This window comes from Achromobacter sp. E1, from assembly GCF_037039475.1.
Lineage (GTDB): Bacteria > Pseudomonadota > Gammaproteobacteria > Burkholderiales > Burkholderiaceae_B > Achromobacter > Achromobacter mucicolens.
This window is the reverse complement of sequence record NZ_CP146253.1, coordinates 1,858,492-1,879,245: the sequence shown is the minus strand read 5'-3', so window position 1 is coordinate 1,879,245 and position 20,754 is coordinate 1,858,492. Positions and strand designations below refer to the sequence as shown.

The 20,754-nt window shown below is 66.6% G+C and carries 19 protein-coding genes; 14 read left to right on the top strand and 5 right to left on the bottom strand.

What is annotated here, in order from left to right; genetic code table 11:
• Positions 1–52: 52 nt before the first annotated feature.
• Positions 53–2,830, top strand: coding sequence for a bifunctional [glutamate--ammonia ligase]-adenylyl-L-tyrosine phosphorylase/[glutamate--ammonia-ligase] adenylyltransferase (gene glnE / locus V6V88_RS08590; RefSeq protein WP_223574895.1), 2,778 nt, complete (start codon positions 53–55; stop codon positions 2,828–2,830).
• A gap of 48 nt (positions 2,831–2,878) precedes the next feature.
• Positions 2,879–3,553: an epoxyqueuosine reductase QueH gene (locus V6V88_RS08585; RefSeq protein ID WP_128827921.1), complete on the top strand. Its 675-nt coding sequence runs from the start codon at positions 2,879–2,881 to the stop codon at positions 3,551–3,553.
• A gap of 108 nt (positions 3,554–3,661) precedes the next feature.
• Here V6V88_RS08585 and V6V88_RS08580 read toward each other — a convergent pair whose 3' ends face one another.
• Positions 3,662–4,651 (bottom strand): quinone oxidoreductase, encoded by a 990-nt coding sequence (locus V6V88_RS08580; RefSeq protein ID WP_338618825.1) that lies wholly within the window; start codon positions 4,649–4,651, stop codon positions 3,662–3,664.
• A 50-nt stretch (positions 4,652–4,701) separates the two neighbouring features.
• Positions 4,702–5,679: a DMT family transporter gene (locus tag V6V88_RS08575; RefSeq protein WP_223574893.1), complete on the bottom strand. Its 978-nt coding sequence runs from the start codon at positions 5,677–5,679 to the stop codon at positions 4,702–4,704.
• Positions 5,680–5,748: 69 nt separating this feature from the next.
• Between V6V88_RS08575 and V6V88_RS08570 the strand changes: the two genes are divergently transcribed.
• The 5 genes from V6V88_RS08570 to V6V88_RS08550 all read left to right on the top strand — a co-directional run bounded on the left by V6V88_RS08570 (position 5,749) and on the right by V6V88_RS08550 (position 11,528).
• Positions 5,749–6,642, top strand: a complete 894-nt coding sequence (locus V6V88_RS08570) for a DMT family transporter (RefSeq protein WP_338618822.1) — start codon at positions 5,749–5,751, stop codon at positions 6,640–6,642.
• 25 nt (positions 6,643–6,667) lie between these two features.
• A complete protein-coding gene (locus tag V6V88_RS08565) occupies positions 6,668–7,192 on the top strand; it encodes a MarR family transcriptional regulator (RefSeq protein WP_062842060.1) in 525 nt (174 codons plus the stop codon).
• 95 nt (positions 7,193–7,287) lie between these two features.
• Positions 7,288–8,703 (top strand): efflux transporter outer membrane subunit, encoded by a 1,416-nt coding sequence (locus V6V88_RS08560; RefSeq protein ID WP_338618819.1) that lies wholly within the window; start codon positions 7,288–7,290, stop codon positions 8,701–8,703.
• A 21-nt stretch (positions 8,704–8,724) separates the two neighbouring features.
• Complete coding sequence (locus tag V6V88_RS08555) at positions 8,725–9,918, top strand: efflux RND transporter periplasmic adaptor subunit (RefSeq protein ID WP_062842062.1); 1,194 nt, start codon at positions 8,725–8,727, stop codon at positions 9,916–9,918.
• On the top strand, positions 9,915–11,528 hold the full coding sequence (locus tag V6V88_RS08550; RefSeq protein WP_223574891.1) for a DHA2 family efflux MFS transporter permease subunit: 1,614 nt from the start codon (positions 9,915–9,917) through the stop codon (positions 11,526–11,528). The genes V6V88_RS08555 and V6V88_RS08550 overlap by 4 nt, the downstream gene beginning before the upstream one ends.
• Positions 11,529–11,591: 63 nt before the next feature.
• Here the strand turns inward: V6V88_RS08550 and V6V88_RS08545 are convergent, their stop codons facing one another.
• From V6V88_RS08545 to V6V88_RS08535, 3 genes are all read right to left on the bottom strand, one after another.
• On the bottom strand, positions 11,592–12,551 hold the full coding sequence (locus V6V88_RS08545; protein ID WP_062842064.1) for a hypothetical protein: 960 nt from the start codon (positions 12,549–12,551) through the stop codon (positions 11,592–11,594).
• A 33-nt stretch (positions 12,552–12,584) separates the two neighbouring features.
• Positions 12,585–13,652 carry a tartrate dehydrogenase gene (locus tag V6V88_RS08540; RefSeq protein WP_056315592.1) on the bottom strand — a complete coding sequence of 356 codons (1,068 nt, stop codon included), beginning with the start codon at positions 13,650–13,652 and terminating at the stop codon, positions 12,585–12,587.
• A gap of 131 nt (positions 13,653–13,783) precedes the next feature.
• Positions 13,784–15,322: a helicase HerA-like C-terminal domain-containing protein gene (locus V6V88_RS08535; RefSeq protein ID WP_062842065.1), complete on the bottom strand. Its 1,539-nt coding sequence runs from the start codon at positions 15,320–15,322 to the stop codon at positions 13,784–13,786.
• Positions 15,323–15,481: 159 nt separating this feature from the next.
• Here V6V88_RS08535 and V6V88_RS08530 point away from each other — a divergent pair, with 159 nt between their 5' ends.
• The 7 genes from V6V88_RS08530 to V6V88_RS08500 all read left to right on the top strand — a co-directional run bounded on the left by V6V88_RS08530 (position 15,482) and on the right by V6V88_RS08500 (position 20,703).
• Positions 15,482–16,213, top strand: a complete 732-nt coding sequence (locus V6V88_RS08530; protein WP_056315585.1) for a YebC/PmpR family DNA-binding transcriptional regulator — start codon at positions 15,482–15,484, stop codon at positions 16,211–16,213.
• 63 nt (positions 16,214–16,276) lie between these two features.
• Entirely contained in the window at positions 16,277–17,584 is a 1,308-nt protein-coding gene (gene purD / locus V6V88_RS08525) for a phosphoribosylamine--glycine ligase (protein ID WP_056315584.1), read from the top strand.
• A gap of 12 nt (positions 17,585–17,596) precedes the next feature.
• Positions 17,597–18,508 (top strand): oxygen-dependent coproporphyrinogen oxidase, encoded by a 912-nt coding sequence (hemF, locus tag V6V88_RS08520; RefSeq protein ID WP_223574887.1) that lies wholly within the window; start codon positions 17,597–17,599, stop codon positions 18,506–18,508.
• On the top strand, positions 18,505–19,092 hold the full coding sequence (nadD, locus tag V6V88_RS08515; RefSeq protein WP_223574885.1) for a nicotinate (nicotinamide) nucleotide adenylyltransferase: 588 nt from the start codon (positions 18,505–18,507) through the stop codon (positions 19,090–19,092). The genes hemF and nadD overlap by 4 nt, the downstream gene beginning before the upstream one ends.
• Positions 19,093–19,156: 64 nt before the next feature.
• A complete protein-coding gene (gene rsfS / locus V6V88_RS08510) occupies positions 19,157–19,567 on the top strand; it encodes a ribosome silencing factor (protein ID WP_062842068.1) in 411 nt (136 codons plus the stop codon).
• Positions 19,568–19,574: 7 nt separating this feature from the next.
• Positions 19,575–20,045, top strand: coding sequence for a 23S rRNA (pseudouridine(1915)-N(3))-methyltransferase RlmH (gene rlmH, locus V6V88_RS08505; RefSeq protein ID WP_056315576.1), 471 nt, complete (start codon positions 19,575–19,577; stop codon positions 20,043–20,045).
• A gap of 31 nt (positions 20,046–20,076) precedes the next feature.
• The gene (locus V6V88_RS08500; RefSeq protein ID WP_223574883.1) at positions 20,077–20,703 is read left to right on the top strand and encodes a nucleoside triphosphate pyrophosphatase; all 627 of its coding nucleotides are present in this window, start codon (positions 20,077–20,079) and stop codon (positions 20,701–20,703) included.
• The last annotated feature ends 51 nt before the right edge of the window (positions 20,704–20,754 follow it).

The window sequence follows — 20,754 nt, the reverse complement described above, 5'->3', positions numbered from 1 at the left end:
TCGTCCCCACTTATACCTGAAACACGTCCATCCGTCTGCCGCCCTTTGCACCATGTCGAAACCATCACTTATCGCCCCTGCCCTCGCCTGGTCCGGCCATCTGCGCCGCCGTCTGGACGCTCACCCGGATCTGGCCGCGTGGCTGGGCGAGGCGGTGAAACAACCCGTCACACCGGCGTTGATGGCGCAATGGCAGAACGAACTGGCCGGCCCGGCCGTGACCGGCGCCTTGCCGGTGGATGTCTGCCGCATGGTGCTGCGCAAGCTGCGCGAACGCGTTTTCAGCGTGCTGATCGTGCGCGACCTGTCCGGGCAGGCCCCGCTTGAAGAAGTGGTGGGCGCCATGACCACGCTGGCGGACATGGCGGTGGCAGCCGCCTACCGCAGCGTGGCCGCCGAACTGGCGGCCGTGCACGGCGTGCCGCGCGACCCGGCCACGGGCAAGCCCCAGGAAATGCTGATCGTGGGCATGGGCAAGCTGGGCGGGTGCGAGCTGAACGTGTCGTCCGACATCGACCTCATCATGCTCTACGGCGAGGAAGGCGAAACCGACGGCCCCCGCCGCATCAGCCATCACGAGTTCTACGGCCGCCTTACGCGCCGCATGATGCCGGTGCTGTCCGAGGTGGACGCCAACGGCCAGGTGTTCCGCACCGACCTGCGCCTGCGCCCGGACGGCGACGCCGGCCCGTTGGCCTGGAGCCTGGACGCGCTGGAGCACTATCTGATCGGCCAGGGGCGCGAATGGGAGCGCTATGCGTGGCTGAAGGCGCGCCTGATGCCGGCGCAAGCCTTCGACGACAGCGACAGCGCCGCGCAGGCCCGCCAACTGGAAAGCCTGCGCGTGCCCTTCGTCTACCGCAAGTACTTTGACTTCGATGCGCTGGCCGCGCTGCGCGCGCTGCGCGAACGCATCCGCCAGGACTGGCAGCGCCGCGCGTCGGCGCGCAATGGCATCGACAGCGCCAACAACATCAAGCTGGGCGACGGCGGCATCCGCGAGATCGAGTTCGTGGTGCAACTGGCGCAGCTGATCCGCGGCGGACGCATGCCGGCGCTGCAAAAGCGCGGCTTGCTGGAAGCGCTGCATGCCGAATGCGTGGCCGGCCTGGTGCCGCAAGACGACGCCCGCCGGCTTGAAGAGGCCTACCGGTTCCTGCGCCGCACCGAGCACGCGCTGCAATATCGCGAAGACGAGCAGACCCATCTGCTGCCCGGCGACCCCGCCCTGCGCGCCGCCCTGGCCGAGGCGCTGGGGATGACGCCCGACGCATTCGAGAGCACGCTGGCCGCGCACCGCGACTTCGTGTCGCAGACCTTCCGCAACGTGTTCCGCATGGTGGGCATGGGCGAGGAAGAAGCGGCGCCTGCCCCCACGCCGGGCGAGGCGCCGTCCAGCCAGGAAGAACCCGACAGCGAAAGCGAGCTTACCGACCAGATCCGCCAGGCGTTTGGCGAGGACGCGGACGACCTGCTGCGCCGGGCCCAGACGCTGTCGGGCAGCCACCGCGTGCGCAGCCTGCCCGAAAGCAGCCGCCGCCGCATGGAGGTCCTGCTTCCGGCCGCGCTGCGCGCCGCGCTGCAAACGCCCGCCCCGCGCGAGGCCGCGGTGCGGCTCTTCGACCTGATCGAAAAGATTGCGCAGCGCAGCGCGTACCTGGCGCTGCTGGCCGAATACCCGGACACGCTGGCACGGGTGGCGCGCATGGTGGCCGCCAGCCCCTGGGCCGCGCAGTACCTGACGCAACACCCATTGCTGCTCGACAGCCTGATCGACTGGCGCACGCTCTTTGAACCGCTCGACTTCGGCCAGATCGCGCGGCAGCTGACGGCGGACCTGGACGCTTGCCGCCTGCCGGACGGCGACCCCGACGTCGAACGCCAGATGAACCTGATGCGCGACGTGCAGCGCCAGGCCAGCTTCCAGCTGCTGGCGCAAGACCTGGAAGGCGAGCTCACCGTTGAAAAGCTGGCCGACCAGTTATCGGCGCTGGCGGACCTGCTGCTGACCGAGACCATCCGCCGCGCCTGGCCGCTCGTGAACAAAGTCGAAGGCGCCGAGCCGCGCTTTGCCGTCATTGCGTACGGCAAACTGGGCGGCAAGGAGTTGGGCTATGCCTCCGACCTGGACCTCGTGTTCCTGTTCGACGACCCGCGCGACGACGCGGCGGAGGTCTATGCCAAGCTGGGCCGGCGCATGTCGTCCTGGCTGTCGACCATGACCTCGTCGGGGCGGCTGTACGAGACCGACCTGCGTCTGCGGCCCGACGGCGACGCGGGACTGCTGGCGGTATCGATCGAGGCCTTTGAGGAATACCAGCACAAGCACGCCTGGGCCTGGGAACACCAGGCGCTGACCCGCGCGCGTTTCGCGGCTGGCGACGCCAACGTGGGTGCGCGTTTTGAAAAGATCCGCGAGGACATCCTGGTGCTGCCGCGCGACCCGGCGGCGCTGCGCGACGAAGTGCTGGCCATGCGCGAGAAGATCAATGCCGGCCATCCGAACACCTCGGACCGCTTCGACTTGAAGCACGACCGCGGCGGCATGGTCGACGTGGAGTTCGTGACGCAATATCTGGTGCTGTGCCACGCGGGCACGCACCCTGTGCTGGTGCGCAACCTGGGCAACATCACGTTGCTGCGCCTGGCTGCCGAAGTGGGGCTGATCCCGCCCGAGCTGGCGGCGCGGTCGGGCGACGCCTACCGCACCCTGCGGCGTGTGCAACATCAGTTGCGCTTGCAGGGCGTGGAAAAGGCCCGCGTGGCGCCCGATCAGCTCCAGCCGGAACGCGCCGCGGTGCGGGAACTGTGGACGACGGTGCTGGGGTGACGGCAACTCGTCGTAAAATAAGGGTTTTTCCGCTTTTGCCCCACCGCCATGTCTGAACTAGTCCGCCCCAAACTCGACCTGCCCGCCGGCCGCAGCAAGGTGCTGATGCATTCGTGCTGCGCGCCCTGTTCCGGCGAGGTCATGGAGGCCATGACGGCCTCCGGCATTGATTACGCGATCTACTTCTACAACCCGAACATCCATCCGGTCAAAGAGTACGAAATCCGCAAGCAGGAGAACATCCGCTTCGCGGAGCAGCACGGCATCGAATTCATCGACGCCGACTACGACATGGACAACTGGTTCGAACGCGTCAAGGGCATGGAAGACGCCCCCGAGCGCGGCGAGCGCTGCACGGCGTGCTTTGACATGCGCTTCGAACGCACCGCGCTCTACGCCCACGAGCATGGCTTTGACACCATCACCAGCTCGCTCGGCATCTCGCGCTGGAAGGACATGAACCAGATCAACGGTTGCGGCGAACGCGCCGCCGCGCGTTACGACGATCTGATCTACTGGACCTACAACTGGCGCAAGGGCGGCGGTTCGGCCCGCATGATCGAAATCAGCAAGCGCGAGAACTTCTACCAGCAGGAATACTGCGGCTGCGTCTATTCGCTGCGCGACACCAACCGCCACCGCCGCTCGCAAGGCCGCGAGCGCATTCACATCGGCGTGAAGTTCTACGGCAAGGAAGACCTCATCAACGAGGAAAAGCTCTGATCGGCGGCTGATCAAAAAAAGCCCGGCAGTCCGCGCAGCGCGTCCTCCAGGCCTGTCGCGGCGCCCCACGGGGCGCCGCCTTGCTTTGTGGTGCGATCAGTACTGCAATCAGTCCAGCGTCAGCACCGTCGCGCCCGTCGTCTTGCGCGACGCCAGCGCCGTCTGCGCTTCGCCCGCCTGCTCCAGCGCGTAACGCTGGTCGATGCGGACCTTGATCTTCTTTTTCAGCACCAGGTCGAACAGCTCTTCGGAAGCCGATTGCAGCTTCTCCAGCGTGTTCACGTGGATGCCCAGCGAGGGGCGCGTCACGTACAGGCTGCCCTTCTGGTTCAGCACGGCCAGGTTCACGCCTGCCACCGGACCGGACGCGTTGCCGAAGCTGACCATCAGGCCGCGCGGCTCGATGCAGTCCAGCGAGGTTTCCCACGTGTCCTTGCCCACGCCGTCATACACGACCGGCACCTTCTTGCCGCCCGTCAGTTCCAGCACGCGTTCGACCACGTTTTCGCGCGAATAGTCGATGGTTTCCCAGGCGCCATTTTCGCGAGCCAGTTCCGCCTTTTCGGGGCTGGACACCGTGCCGATGAGCTTGACGCCCAGGGCCTTGGCCCATTGGCAAGCGATCAGCCCGACGCCGCCGGCTGCGGCATGGAACAGGATGGTTTCGCCACCTTGCAGGCGGTAGGTCTGGCGGAACAGGTACTGCACCGTCAGGCCCTTGAGCATCAGCGCGGCCGCTTCGTCAAAGCCGATGCCCTTGGGCACCTTGACGACCTGCAGGGCCGGCACATTGCGGGCCTTGGCGTACGCGCCAATGGGGCTCTGGCCGTAGGCGACACGGTCGCCCTTCTTCAGGTGCTTGACGTCGGCGCCCACGGCGGTGACCACGCCCGCGCCTTCAAAACCCAGGCCATGCGGCAGCGGATGGGGATACAAGCCCGTGCGGAAATAGATATCGATGAAATTCAGGCCGGCGGCGTGCTGCTCGATCGTGACTTCGTTGGCGGCCGGCGGCGGCACTTCCACCTCGACCAGCTTCAGGACTTCGGGACCACCGTGCTGCTCGATACGAATTGCCTTGACGAAATTGCTGGCCATGCTGGCCTCCTTTCATTGGAAATAACGCGAATTGACCAAATTTGCAGACTTCACCGGGGGAATTTCCTGCCGTCCTGTCCGGCGGGCGCGCGGGCGGCGCCGCCGCCCATCAACGCAAACACCCCCGCCAGCACCAGGACGGTTCCGCCCATTTGCCACACCGTGATGGGCTCGTCCAGGAACCACGACGCGAGAAACAGCACCGACACCGGTCCCACCATGCCCAGCAGCGACGCGGTAGGCGCGCCGATCAGCGACACCGCCCACATCAGCATGAACACCGGCACCACCGTATTCAGGGTGGCGTGAATGATCGAGTAACCGTAGACCGCGGCGGGCTGGATCAGCATCGACGGCGGATGCACGACGAAGAACTGGATAATGCAGGCCACGCACGACACGAGCATGGCATAGGCCACCAGCCGCGTCGGGCCAATCCGCTTGATCAGTTCCCCGGAACATATGAGGTACACAGAATAGCTTGCGGCCGAGCCAAAAACGAACAAAGACCCTAACAGCACCTCGCTGCCCCCGCCGAAGGACAGATCATGCGCGAACACCAGCACCACGCCCGCGTAGGACAGCACCATGGCCAGCCATTGCCGGCGTTCGATCGGGCGTTTGAACCAGAGGGCCGACAGCAGCACGACGAGCGAGGGCGACAGAAACAGGATCAGGCGTTCGAGGCTGGCGGTGATGTAACGCAGCCCCAGGAAGTCCAGGAAGCTGGACAGGTAATAACCCAGAAGGCCCAGCACGCACACCTGCAGGCGTTCCTTCGTGGTCATCGTCACGATCTCGCCCCGCGCCGCGCGGCGCGACTGGCGCCACGCCACCACCGCGAAGAACGGCATCGCGAACAGCATGCGAAACGCGATCAGCGTGACCGCGTCGATGCCGTAGCGGTAGGTGAACTTGACGACGATGGCCTTGGCGGAAAAGAGGATCGCGCCAAGCACCGCCATGGCGATCCCGGCAGCGCGGCTGGACGCCAGCGGGAGCGCCGTAAGCTTGGCAATACGATTCATGCGATGATTTTAAATTCACCGCAAAAATAATTGCACGCCTTCTCTGATGCAATCCGCTTCTTTCGCAGCATGACTCGACACCGCGCGCTCACCTATATCCATCTTGCCGCCGTGCTATTCGGCCTGACCGGCGTGTTCGGCGAACTGATCCAGGCCAGCGCAGCGGTCATCACGCTGGGACGCGCGGCATTCGCGGTCGTGTCGCTGGGCATCTTTGCGCGGATGCGCCGCAAACCGCTGCTGGGCGCGCTGACGCCGGCCCAGTTGTTCGTGCTGGTGATCGCGGGCGCGCTGCTCGCGGCGCACTGGGTCACTTTCTTCATTTCCGTCAAGGTGGGCGGCATCGCCATCGCGACGCTCGGCTTTGCCAGCTTTCCCGCGTTCATCACGCTATTCGAAGGACTCCTTTTCCGCGAGCGAGTCCGTCTGGCCGAATGGCTGCTGTTGGGTCTGGTGACCGCCGGGCTGGTGCTCGTCACGCCGTCGTTCGACCTCGCAGACCAGGGCACCATCGGGCTGGCGTGGGGCATTCTGTCCGGCCTGACCTTTGCCCTGCTCGCCTTGAGCAACCGCCGCTCGGCCTCCGGCATGGACCCGATGCAGGTGGCCTGCTGGCAAAACGTGGTGGTCGCATTGGTGATGGTGCCCTTTGCCGTCGGCCAGTTGCCCGCCGTGCACGCGCTGGACTGGTTCTGGCTGGCGCTCCTGGGCATTTTCTGCACCGGGCTGTCCCATTACCTGTTCGTGTCCAGCCTGACCCGCCTGAATGCCCGCAGCGCGGGGCTTGTCATCGCCCTGGAGCCGGTCTACGCCATTGCGTTCGCCTGGATGCTTTTCAGCCAGCAGCCCACTCCGCGCATGCTGGCCGGCGCCGCGCTGATCGTCGCAGCCATCGTGTGGTCGGGACTGCGCAAGCAGGCGCCGGCGTCCGAGCAGCCCGCGAAAATACAGCCTCGACAATAACTGACTAGGCAGTAAAATTCGGCGCATGACTGACGCGCCCTCCCCGCCCTCGCCCGTATCCTCCGAGCCGTCCGACGCTCCCATCCATTACCGCAACGACACGCGGTGTATGGCGGAAGAGAACGCGGGCTACCTCATCAAGCTGGTCTACCACTCCCTGACCCGGATGCTCGACCAGGAGATGGCGCCCCTCGATCTCACCGCGATGCAATGGCGCCCCCTGGCCATGGTGTTCCTGGGCCGCGCCGACACGCCCGCCGAACTGGCCCGCCTGAACGACATGGACACCGGCGCCATGACCCGCGCGCTGGACCGCCTGGAAGCCAAGGGCCTGCTGCGCCGTAACCGTAGCCAGGAAGACCGCCGGGTGGTCAAGATCGAACTGACCGAACTGGGCGAGGCCAAGGCCCGCCTCATCCCCGCCAACATCGCCCGTGCGCTGAACCACCACCTGCGCGGCTTCTCCACCGACGAAGTCACCCAGCTCATGCACTTCATGCGCCGGATGATCGCCAACGGGTCCGCCTCCGGCGCCGCCCCCGAGCGCTGACGCCCACACCCCGAGCGGGAGCCGGGGTTTTTATTTGGCATAATCGTTGCCTAGGCAAATACAGATCAATCAATTACTTTCAGCTAACAGTCAGGATGAAACGCCTTTTATCTATCGCATTGGTGCTCGCCCTCACCGGTTGCGCGCTGATGGAGCCGGCGCCAAAGCCCGTCGCCGAGCTTGACGCCGCCAAACTCGGGCTGACCGGGCAGGCCACCGAATGGCCCGCCGCGCAGTGGTGGGAACGCTACGGCGATTCGCAGCTCAATGCGCTGATGACCGAAGCGCTGGCAAACAGTCCGTCGATGAGCGCCGCGCAGGCGCGCCTGGCCAAGGCCAACGCCGCCGTCGGCATCGCGCGCGCGCCGCTGCTGCCGCGGGTGGACGCAGGCTACACGCTCAATCGCGAGCACCTGTCCAAGGACTACATCTACCCCGCGCCACTGGGCGGCTCGGTCGTCAGCGACAACCGGCTGGCGCTTGATTTCAGCTATGAACTGGACTTCTGGGGCAAGAACCGCTCACGCCTGCAGTCCGCCGTGTCGCAGCAGGAAGCCGCCAGCGCCGATGCGCAGGCCGCGCGCAACCTGCTCGCCAGCGCCACCGTGCGCGCCTACCTGAACCTGCAGAACGCCTTTGCGCAGCGCGACGTGTTGAACCGGGTGATCGCGCAGCGCGCCGAGGTGCTGTCGCTGACGCAGGGCCGCTACGCCGCGGGCCTGGACACGCAGGTCGAGGTCAAGCAGGCGGAATCGTCGCTGGCCTCCGGCAAGGTCGAACTGACCCAGACCGACACGACGATCGCCCAGCTGCGCAATCAGGTCGCCGCGCTGGCCGGCGCCGGCCCGCAGCGCGGACAGGATCTGGTTCAAGTGACGCTGACCGCGCCGGCAGGCGCCGTGCCGGCCAGCGTTCCGCTCGACCTGCTGGGGCATCGTCCCGACGTCACGGCCGCCCGCTGGCGCGCCGAGGCGGCGCGCCACACCATCGACGCGGCCAAGGCCGAGTTCTACCCCAACGTGAACCTGGTCGCCTTCGTCGGCTTCCAGGCCATTGGCACCGGCAACCTGCTGGGCGCGGACGCCCGCATGGCCGGGATCGGTCCGGCGATCACGCTGCCCATCTTCCACGGTGGCGAACTCAATGCCAACCTGGCGGGCCGCCGTGCCGACGCGGACCTGGCGGTGTCGGACTACAACCAGACCGTGCTGGACGCCGCGCACCAGGTCGCCGACGCACTGGACGGCCTGCGCCTGCTGGATCAGGAAAAGGCCCAGCAACGCCAGGCGCGCGAGGCCATCGAGGCCGCCTACGCGCTCGCCGTCAACCGTTACAAGGCAGGCATGGGCAACTACATCTCCGTGCTGATCGCCCAGACCGGCGTGCTGACGCAGGCGCGCCTTGACACGGACCTGCGCATCCGCGCCTATCAGCTCGACGCCAACCTGGCCACCGCCCTGGGCGGCGGCTACGCGGCCCCGGCCGAGCCGGCCCCGAACTCCATTCATTGAACGATCCCGGATTCAGACGTCATGAACGCTGCCACTCCCACAACCCATCCCGCCCGTAAACGCCTGCTGCTGCTCGCGACCGGAGCCTTCATCGTCATCGCGATCGCCTATGGCATCTGGTGGGCGTTGTTCGGCGCGCACTTCGAAAGCACCGACGACGCCTACGTGCACGGCAATCTGGTGCAAATCACGCCGCAGGTGCCCGGCACCGTGGTCGCCATCGAAGCCGACGATACCGAAACCGTCACGGCCGGCCAGCCGCTGGTCCGCCTCGATCCCGCCGACACCGACGTCGCCCTGCAGCAGGCGCAAGCCAAGCTGGCGCAGACCGTGCGCCAGGTGCAGACCTACTACGTGCAGAACGATGCGCTGGCGGCCGACGTCGACCTGCGCAATGCCGACATCCTGCGCGCCCAGGCCGAGCTGACCCGCGCCCAAAGCGACGTCAAGCGCCGCCAGCAGCTCGCCAAGTCGGGCGGCGTCAGCGGCGAGGAAATCCTGCACGCCGAGGTCGCGCTCAAGTCGGCCCAGTCCGGCGTCGCGCAAGCCAAGGCGGCGCTGGCCGCCGCGCAGGCCAAGCTGGCCACCAACCAGGCCCTGACGCAAGGCACCACGGTGGCAGACCACCCCGACGTGCGCCAGGCGGCCGCCGAGCTGCGCAATGCGTGGCTTGCCCAGTCGCGCACCGTGCTGCCCGCCCCCGTGGGCGGCGTGATCGCGCGCCGCACCGCGCAGGTCGGCCAGCGCGTTGCCCCCGGCGCCGCGCTGATGACCGTGGTGCCGCTGGACCAGGTCTGGGTCGAAGCCAACTTCAAGGAAGGCCAGTTGCGCAAGATGCGCATCGGCCAGCCGGTCAAGATGGTGGCCGATCTGTACGGCAGCTCGGTCACCTACCACGGCACCGTCGCCGGCCTGGATGCCGGCACGGGCAGCGCCTTCGCCCTGCTTCCCGCCCAGAACGCCACGGGCAACTGGATCAAGGTGGTGCAGCGCGTCCCCGTGCGGATCACGCTGGACCCCGAAGACCTGAAGCAGCATCCGCTTCGCGTGGGCTTGTCGATGGACGTGGAAGTCGACGTGGGCAAGGACGACGGCGCCCCGCTCACGCAAGTGGCGCGCAAGGAACCGGCCTGGTCGACCCGCGCCTTCGAACCCGCCCACAATGAAGTCGATGCGATGATCGCGAAGATCATCGCCGCCAACATCGCATCATGAGCACAGCCGCCCAGCCCGCGGGCGCCGGCGCGCCCCCCGACGCCGCCCGCCCGCCGGGCACCCATCCGCCTCTGGAAGGCGCGACCCGCATCATCGGGTCCATCGCCTTGTCGACCGCGGTCTTCATGAACGTGCTGGACACGTCTATCGCGAACGTCTCCATCCCCACCATCTCGGGCGACCTGGGCGTAAGCACCAGCCAGGGCACCTGGGTGATCACGTCGTTCGCGGTGGCCAACGCCATCACGGTGCCGCTTACCGGCTGGCTCACGCAGCGATTCGGCCAGGTGCGCCTGTTCCTGATCTCCACGCTGCTCTTCGTGCTGGCCTCCTGGCTGTGCGGCTTCTCGCCGTCGCTAGAGGCGCTGATCGCCTTCCGCGTGTTGCAAGGCGCCGTCGCCGGCCCGATGATCCCGCTGTCGCAGACACTGATGCTGGCCAGCTTTCCGAAATCCAAGGCGGGCATGGCGCTGGCGGTCTGGTCCATGACCACGCTGGTGGCGCCGGTGGCCGGCCCCCTGCTGGGCGGCTGGATTTCAGACAACTACACCTGGCCCTGGATCTTCTACATCAACGTGCCGGTGGGCCTGTTGGCCGCATGGATCAGCTGGCGCATCTACGGCAACCGGGAATCGGTCACGCGCAAGCTGCCCATCGACAAGCTGGGCCTCGTCCTGCTCGTGGTCTGGGTGGGCGCGCTGCAGATCATGCTGGACAAGGGCAAGGAGCTGGACTGGTTCGCCAGCCCCACCATCATCGCGCTGGCGGCTATCGCCTTCGTCGCCTTTGTCTTCTTCCTGATCTGGGAGCTCACCGACGCGCACCCCGTCGTGGACCTGCGCCTGTTCAAGGTCCGCAACTTCACGGTCGGCGCACTGACGCTGGCGGTGGCCTATGGCGTCTTCTTCGGCAACGTCGTGCTGCTGCCGCTGTGGCTGCAAAGCAATATGGGCTACACGGCAACCTATGCGGGCCTTGTCACCGCGCCCGTGGGACTTCTGGCGATCCTGCTGACGCCCATCGTGGGCAAGATGCTGGCCACGCGCGATCCGCGGCAACTCGTCACGGTTGCCTTCCTGATCTTTGCGCTGGTCTGCTTCATGCGCTCCGGGTTCAATACGCAGACGGACGTGCGCACGCTGATGATCCCGACGATCATCCAGGGTGCGGCGATGGCGGCGTTCTTCGTGCCGCTCACGTCGATTACGCTCTCGAGCATCGAGCCCTGGCGCATCCCGGCCGCGTCGGGCCTGTCGAACTTCCTGCGGCTGACGGCGGGCGCCTTCGGCACGTCGATCTCCACGACGTTGTGGGAAAACCGAGCCACCCTGCATCACGCGCAGCTGACCGAAATCGCCAAGCCCGGCCAACAGGCGTTCGACCAGACCATGAACACCTTGCGGAACGGCCTGGGCGTCTCGCACCAACAGGCCCTCACGATGGTGGACGGGATGATCAACGCGCAGGCCTTCACCATGTCGGCAACGGACGTGTTCTATGCGTCGGCGGTCATCTTCCTGCTGCTGACGGGCCTGGTGTGGTTTGCGCGGCCGCGGTCGTCCAAGTCGGGTGGCGGCGGCGCGGCGGAAGCGGCGGCGGGCGCGCACTGATCCGCGCGGCATGGCCCAATGACAAGGCGCCTCGCGGCGCCTTTTCCTTTTGGTCCATGCGGATCAGTCCCTGAGCAGCGTTTGCCAGTCCTTGCGTTCGATGATGTCGGCCGACAGCGCGCTGACCGGAGACAGATTGAACACGGACACCCCGCGCTCGCGCCACAGCGGCGACGCAAAGCGGAATGACGGCTCGATGAACTTCGGAAAGTTGCGCGTCAGCCGGCTGGTCTGCGGCTTGCCGCCTTCATCGTAGAAACGCAATCCGCCCTGCACGGTCAGGTCCAGCCCATGCACGTAGACCTCGCGCGCGCCGCCGGACATCAGGACCTGCAGCGCCGCATAGGCCACGGTATCGGCATCGAACACGCCCAGCGACGCATCGAAGCTGTAGCCCAGCCCCTGTTTGGCGTCCAGCAGTTCAACATCAGGCGAGGCAGCGGCAATGCGCTTGAGCACTGCTGGCGCAACGCTGCGCTCGTAGGCGCGCCGGGAGATCAGCTCGATGATGCAGATGCGGCAGCGGATTTGCTCCTGCGGAATGCCCTGCATGATGTAGCGCAGAACTTCGGGAAACACATACAGCGTCAGGTCGCGCCCGACGATATCGCGCACCAGCTCAATGCGGTCCCGCACGAAGTTCTGGTCGATGATGCAGTAATACTTGAACTGCAGGTCGAACTTGCGCGACAGCGCGATGGAGCCATTTACGCCCATCGCCACGCCGATATCCATGCGGTCGTACGGGATCTCGGAGATCGAAGGGCCGCTCAGGATCAAGTGCACCACCTTGTCGGCAGGGTCGTAGCCCTGCGACAAGGGAGTGATGCGCAATGAACGGCCGAACGCACGATAGGCGCTGATTGCGCCCTCCTTGTCCCGCCAGATCCGCACGAACGGCCACAGGTGCTGATTGTGCCGCTGCGTGCGCGAACGCAGCATGCGGAAAAGCTTGCGGACAAACCGGTCGGCCCGCCCGCCGCCCACGTGATCGGAGGGAGGAGAAAAAATCGAGTCGTTCATCTACTAACCAGACAGGCCTGCCCGCAACTGCACTTAACCGCCCCGGACCAGCGAAGCAATTGCGTCACCGACCTCGGCTGTCGAAGCGTTGCCTTTCATATCCCGCGTCCGTGGGCCATCGGCCAGCACGGTTTCGATTGCCTTGACCACGGCGGCCGACGCGTCGGGATACCCCAAGAAATCCAGCATCAATGCCCCGCTCCAGATCTGTCCGATGGGGTTGGCGATGCCCTTGCCATAAATGTCCGGCGCAGAGCCATGCACTGGTTCGAAGAGCGACGGAAATTTCCGTTCCGGATTCAGGTTCGCCGACGGCGCAATGCCGATGGTGCCCGTGCAGGCCGGCCCCAGGTCGGACAGGATATCGCCGAACAGGTTGGAAGCCACCACCACATCGAACCAGTCCGGATGCTGCACGAAGTGCGCGCACAGGATGTCGATGTGGTATTTGTCCCAGCGCACATCGGGATAGTTCCCGGCCATGTCGGCAACGCGCTCGTCCCACCAGGGCATCGAGATGGAAATGCCGTTGGACTTGGTGGCGGCGGTCAGGTGCTTGCCGCGCTTTTGCGCCAGCTCGAATGCGAACTTCAGCACGCGCTCGGCGCCGATGCGCGTGAAGACGCTTTCCTGGATGACCACTTCGCGGTCGGTGCCCTCGAACAGGCGGCCGCCGCTATTGGAATATTCGCCTTCCGTGTTCTCGCGCACGATGAAGAAATCGATCTCGCCAGGCTTACGATCGGCCAGCGGCGAGGGCACGCCGGGCATCAGCCGCACCGGACGCAGATTGATGTACTGATCGAATTCACGGCGGAACTTGAACAGCGAGCCCCACAGCGCCTCGTGATCGGGCACCGTGGCGGGCCAGCCGATCGAGCCGAAGAAAATGGCCTCGTGCTGGCCGATCTGGTCCTTCCAGTCGTCCGGCATCATCTTGCCGTGCTTGGCGTAGTAGTCGCAGCTCCAGTCGAAATGGTCCCACTGGAAGTCGATTCCGAACCGCGCCGCCACGGCATCCAGCACCTTCAAACCTTCCGGCACGACCTCCTTGCCGATTCCGTCTCCTGGGAGCACTGCAATTTTGTGTTTCTTAGCCACCGTGTCTTCCTTTGGTTTTCATTGATACACCGCCCGCAATCTTAGGCATAAATGTGCGCAACACAAATACCCCGCCCCCAAATGGGTGGCGGGAATGGACGGCGGCATGGGACGATCAGCGTCCATGCGGCTTAGCGCCGGCCCTTCGATCCCAGCAACGATCCCAGAATGCCGCGCGTCAGTTCCCGCGCGATGGACCTGGCCGAGCTTTTGGCGATGGTCTGCACCACGCCGTCGCGCTTGCCGCCGCGCGGTCCGGTCGATCCGAACAGCACGTCCTTCAGGCTGTCCATCAGCCCGCCGCTGTCTGAGGCAGGCGGCTCGCCTGTCTTGGGGGCCGGCTGCCCCGCCCGGGCCGGCGCGTCCTGGGCGGCGCCCGGTTCGGCGGGAACCGCCGCGCGGCCCGCCAGGATTTCATAGGCGGATTCCCGGTCGACCGCCTTTTCATACTTGGCCGCCAGGGGGTTGCCTTGGCGCAGCGCCTGCCGCTCGGCGTCTGTGGCCGGTCCGATGCGGCTGCCCGGCGGCACGATGTACGCCCGCTCGGTCGGCATGGGCCGCCCCTTGGCATCCAGCAGCGACACCAGCGCCTCGCCCACGCCCAGCTCCGTGATGGCGGCTTCGATATCCAGGCCCGGATTGGGGCGCATGGTCTGCGCGGCGGTCTTGACGGCTTTCTGGTCGCGCGGCGTGAACGCCCGCAAGGCATGCTGGACGCGATTGCCCAACTGCCCCAGCACGGTATCCGGGATATCCAGCGGATTCTGCGTCACGAAATAAACGCCCACCCCCTTGGAGCGGACCAGGCGCACGACCTGCTCGATCTTCGTCAGGAGCGCCTGCGGGGCGTCGTTGAACAGCAGGTGCGCCTCGTCGAAGAAGAAAACGAGCTTGGGCTGATCCATGTCGCCAACTTCGGGCAGCTTTTCGTAGAGGTCGGCCAGCAGCCACAAGAGGAAGATGGCGTACAGGCGCGGCGCCTGCATCAGCTTGTCGGCCGCCAGCACGTTGACGATGCCCCGGCCCTGCGCGTCCACGCGCATCAGGTCGGCCACGTCCAGCATCGGCTCGCCAAAGAACTTCTCCGCGCCCTGGGATTCCAGCGCCAGCAGGCCGCGCTGGATAGCGCCGACACTGGCCGCGGACACATTGCCGTAACGGGTCTTCAACTCGCCGGCCCGGTCGGCCACGTTCTGCAGCATCGCCCGCAAGTCCTTCAGGTCCAGCAGCAGTTGCCCTTCGTCGTCCGCCACCTTGAAAACCAGGGTCAGGACGCCTTCCTGCGTGTCGTTCAATTCCAGGATGCGCGACAGCAGCAACGGCCCCATGTCGGTGATGGTCGCCCGCACGGGCAGCCCCTGCTCGCCAAAGACGTCCCACAGCGCGACGGGGCTGGCGCCCCAGGCGGGTTCCGCCAGGCCCAGGTTCTTCAGGCGTTCCTGCAGCTTGGGGCTGGGCACGCCGGCCTGCGAAATACCGGTCAGATCGCCTTTCACGTCCGCCATGAAGACCGGCGTGCCGATCCGGGAAAAGGATTCGGCCAGGACCTGCAGGGTGACGGTCTTGCCCGTGCCCGTGGCGCCGGTGATGCATCCGTGGCGGTTGGCCAGCGCCGGCAGCAGCGCCAACTCGGTCTGCGCGTTCTTGGCGATGACAAGGGGGGTGGGCATGAGCGGCTCCGGACCAGGGATCAAATGGATGCCCAAGTGTAGAGCCTGCCGCGCGGCTTGTGCGCGTGGCTATATGGACACAAGCGGCCCTCTAGCCGGACGGGAGGGCCGCCGGCACGGTAAAATGCCGTCTTTGCAGACACATTTTCCTGGGAAGCCATGGCCGGACACAGCAAATGGGCCAATATTCAGCACCGCAAAGGGCGCCAAGACGCCAAGCGCGGAAAGCTCTGGACCAAGATCATTCGTGAAATCACCGTGGCGGCGCGCGCCGGCGGCCCCGACCCGGACAGCAACCCCCGTTTGCGCATGGCCTGGGACAAGGCCACCGACGCCAACATGCCCAAGGACAACATCCAGCGCGCCATCCAGCGCGGCGCCGGCGGCGCCGACGGAGAGGCCTACGAAGAAGTCCGCTACGAAGGCTACGGCATCGGCGGAGCGGCGGTCATCGTCGACTGCATGACCGACAACCGCACCCGCACCGTCGCCGAAGTCCGCCACGCGTTCTCCAAGAACGGCGGCAACCTCGGCCAGGAAGGCTCCGTCGCCTTCATGTTCAAGCACTGCGGCCAATTCGTGTTCGCCCCCGGCACCCCCGAAGACAAGGTCATGGAAGCCGCGCTCGAGGCCGGCGCCGAAGACGTCACCACCGACGAAGAAGGCGTGATCGAAGTCGTCTGCGCCCCGTCCGACTACGCGGCCGTGCGCAAGGCCTTCGACGACGCCGGCCTGAAGGCCGAAGTCGACGGCATCGTCATGAAAGCCCTGAACGAAACCGAACTGGCCGGCGACGACGCCGTCAAGATGCAGAAACTGCTCGACGCCCTGGAAAGCCTGGACGACGTGCAGGAAGTCTATACGACCGTCATTTTCGACGAAGCGCAGTAAATCTCCCTTTCCTGGCGCGCCGGCGGCTCCGCCCGCCTGCGCGCCTCTTCAGACTCACGCAACATGAAACTCCTGGTTATTGGCTCGGGCGGCCGCGAACATGCCCTCGCCTGGCGGCTGGCCCGCTCCCCGCGCGTACACAAGGTGTACGTCGCTCCGGGCAACGGCGGCACGCAACGGGCCGAGCAGATGGAGAACATCCCGCTCACCAATGCCGAGGAACTGGCCGACTTCGTCCAGCGCGAGGGCATCGCCCTGACGGTCGTCGGCCCCGAGGCGCCCCTGGCCGCCGGCGTGGTCGACGTCTTCCGCGCCCGTGGCCTGAAGATCTTCGGCCCCACCAAGGCCGCCGCGCAGCTTGAAAGCTCCAAGGATTACGCCAAGGCCTTCATGGTCCGGCACAACATCCCGACCGCGCGCTACGAAACCTTCACCGACCCGGCCAAGGCCCACGCCTACATCGACCAGGAAGGCGCGCCCATCGTCATCAAGGCCGACGGCCTGGCCGCCGGCAAGGGCGTCGTGGTTGCCGCCACCCTCGAAGAAGCGCACGCCGCCGTCGACGCCATGCTGGGCGACGGCTCCATGGGCGAAGCCGGCGCGCGCGTCGTCATCGAGGAATGCCTGGTTGGCGAAGAAGCCAGCTTTATCGTCATGTGCGATGGCCGCAACGTGCTCGCCCTGGCCACCAGCCAGGACCACAAGCGCCTGCAGGACGGCGACCGCGGCCCCAACACGGGCGGCATGGGCGCCTACTCGCCCGCGCCCATCGTCACCCCCGAACTGCATCACCGCATCATGCGCGAAATCATCCTGCCGACCGTGCAGGGCATGACGCGCGACGGGATTCCGTACACGGGCTTCCTGTACGCCGGCCTGATGATCGCCCCGGGCGACGATCCCGACCGCGAAATCAAGACGCTGGAATTCAACTGCCGCATGGGCGACCCCGAAACCCAGCCCATCATGATGCGCGTCAAGAGCGACCTGCTCGACGCGCTCGAGCACGCCGTCGAAGGCACGCTCGACCAGGCCGACATCGTCTGGGACCGCCGCACCGCCCTGGGCGCCGTGCTGGCCGCCCACAACTACCCCAACACGCCGCGCACCGGCGACGTCATCCGCGGCCTGCCCGCCGACGCCGAAGACTGCATGGTCTTTCACGCCGCCACCCAGCTCGACGGCGAAGACATCAAGACCACCGGCGGCCGCGTGCTGTGCGTCACCGCGCTGGGCGACTCCGTCAAGATGGCGCGCGATCGCGTCTACGAAGCCATCGACCGCATCCACTTCGATGGCCGCCAGTACCGCACCGACATCGGCTGGCGCGCGCTCAAGCCCTCGCAGCAAAAGCCCAAGTCCAACGCATAAACGGAACCGCCCATGACCGCTCTGCCCGTCTCCGCCGTCCGGGACTACCTCACCGGCCTGCAAGCCCGCATCGTGGGCGCGCTGGAAACGGCCGAAGGCGGCCCCTTCCGCGCCGACGAATGGGTGCGGCCGGAGGGCGGCGGCGGGCTGTCGCGCCTGCTCGAAGGGGGCCAACTCTTCGAGCGCGCCGGCGTGCTGTTCAGCCACGTCAAGGGCTCCAAGCTGCCGCCGTCCGCCAGCGCGCATCGCCCGGAGCTCGCGGGCCGCTCGTGGGAAGCCATGGGCGTGTCCATGGTGCTGCATCCGCGCAATCCGTACGTGCCCACCACACACATGAACGTGCGCATGTTCGTCGCGGCGGCGCGGCCCGGCCACGACGAGGCCGACGTCTTCTGGTTCGGCGGCGGCATCGACCTCACCCCGTACTATCCGTTCGAAGAAGACGCGCGCCATTTCCACACGGTATGCCGGGACGCGCTGGCGCCCCACGGTCCCGATTACTACCCGCGCTACAAGCGCTGGTGCGACGAATATTTCTTCCTCAAGCACCGCAACGAAACCCGCGGCATCGGCGGCGTCTTTTTCGACGACCTGAACGCCCCCGGGTTCGACGCGTCCTTCGCGCTGACCCGGTCAGTTGGCGACGCTTTTCTGGACAGCTACCTGCCCATCGTCGACAAGCGCCGCGGCATCGCCTACACCGAGCGCGAACGCGATTTCCAGGCCTACCGCCGGGGCCGTTACGTCGAATTCAACCTGGTCTTTGACCGCGGCACGCTGTTTGGCCTGCAATCGGGCGGCCGCACCGAATCGATCCTGCTGTCCATGCCGCCCATCGCGCAGTGGCGCTACGACTGGCAACCGCAGCCCCGCACGCCCGAGGCCGAACTGGCCGACTACCTGAAACCGCGGGACTGGGTTTGAAACGCATCGGCCTCTTGGGCGGCAGCTTCGACCCCGTCCACGTCGCGCATATCGCGTTGGCCCAGAACGCCTTGCAGTCGCTCGGGCTGGCCCAGGTGCAGCTCATTCCCGCCGCCAATCCCTGGCAGCGTGCCGCGCTGAACGCCACCGGCGAAGAGCGCCGCGCCATGCTGGATCTGGCCATCGCCGGCCATCCGGGGCTGGCGGTCAACCCCATCGAAATCGAGCGGGGCGGCGCCACCTACACCATCGACACGCTGCGCGCGCTGCCGCAGGACGCGCGCTACGTGTGGCTGCTGGGCGCCGATCAGCTCGCCAACTTCTGCACCTGGCGCAATTGGCGCGACATCGCCAGCCTGGTCGACCTGGCCGTGGCCACCCGCCCCGGCACAGCCCTCAGCGCGCCGCCGGAACTGGCGCAGTGGCTGCGCGAACAGGGTCGCGTTCTGCAGGAACTGCCGTTTCCGCCCATGCCTGTGTCCGCTTCTGAAATCCGCCGGCGCCTGTCGCAAGGCGAATCCACCGACGGACTGCTCGATGCATCCGTCGCCGCTTATATTGCGGCGCACAAGCTCTACCGATAAACCCCTCCCCGCCCGGCGCCACCGGCAAGCCGCCGTTGCCACTGCGCGGGTTATATTTGCAGCTATGGATATACAGAAACTCCAACGCGCCGTCATCGACGCCCTCGAAGACGTCAAGGCGCAAGACATCAAGGTCTTCAACACCACGCATCTGACCAGCCTGTTCGATCGCGTCGTGATTGCAAGCGCCACCTCCAACCGCCAGACGCGCGCCCTCGCGTCCAGCGTCGCCGATCGCGGCCGCGCCATGTCGCTCACCGGCATCACCATCGAAGGCGAAGACACCGGCGAATGGGTCGTCGTCGACCTGGGCGATGTCGTCGTGCACATCATGCAGCCGGCCATCCGCCAGTACTACAACCTCGAAGAAATCTGGGGCGGCAAGCCGGTGCGCGTGAAGCTCCTTCCCGAATCGACCCGTCCCGCCCCGGTCGCCAGCGACAGCGGCAGCGGTTACGACGACAACGAAGACTGAACGCGCCGTGAAGCTGATCGTCGTCGCGGTGGGCACGCGGATGCCGGACTGGGTGCAGACCGCCTGGGACGACTACGCCAAACGCCTGCCGGCCGACTGCGCGCTGGAGCTTCGCGAAATCAAGCCCGAACCCCGCACCACCGGCAAGACGCCCGCCCAGATGATGGCGGCCGAAGCCAAACGCATCGAGGCGGCCCTGCCCGCCAATGCGCTGCGCCTGGCCCTGGACGAACGCGGCCGCGACCTCACCACGATGGCGCTGTCGCAAAAGCTGGAACAATGGCGCGCCGGGGGACAGGATGTCGCGTTTCTCGTGGGCGGCCCCGACGGGCTGGATCCCGCGCTCAAGGCATCCGCCAGCGGGCAGTTGCGCCTGTCTTCCCTCACGTTGCCTCACCCCATGGTGCGCGTGGTTCTGGCCGAACAGCTCTACCGCGCCTGGGCCATCATGACCAACCACCCCTATCACCGCGCCTGACCGCCGCCTCGCGGCGCCTGGCCTGCTCCGCATGACCGACACCGCCCACTCCCCCAGTTCGTCCCCGCGCCTGTATCTCGCCTCCGCCAGTCCGCGCCGCCGCGAGTTGCTGACGCAAATCGGCCTGGCGCACGAAGTCCTGCGCGTGCCCGCCCCGCCCGGCGAGGACGAGCCGCAACACCCCGGCGAAAGCGCCGCCGACTACGTACAGCGCACCGCCCGTGACAAGGCCTTGCGGGGCCGCGATTGGATGCGCGCGCAAGCGCTGCCCGAACTGCCGCTGCTCGCGGCCGATACGACTGTCATCCTGGCGGGCGAGGTGCTGGGCAAGCCCGCCGACCGCGACGACGCCATCCGCATCCTGCGCGCGCTGTCTGGCGCCGCGCACGAGGTCCATACCGCCGTGGCAGTCTGGAGCGGCGACCGCCTGCTCGAAGCGGTCTCCATCACCCATGTCCAAATGCGCGCCTTGCAAGAGGACGAAATTGCCCGTTACTGCGACAGCGGCGAGCCCTTCGGCAAGGCGGGCGCCTATGGCATTCAGGGCCTGGCCGGCACTTTCGTCTCGCACATCGCCGGCAGCTACACCGGCGTCATGGGTCTGCCCCTCTTCGAAACGGCCAACCTGCTGCGGGAGGAGGGCATCCAGGTGCCCTGATTTCCGCCCGCATCCCCAAGAAAAATCCCCCGTGCCGCGAGGCATCGGGGG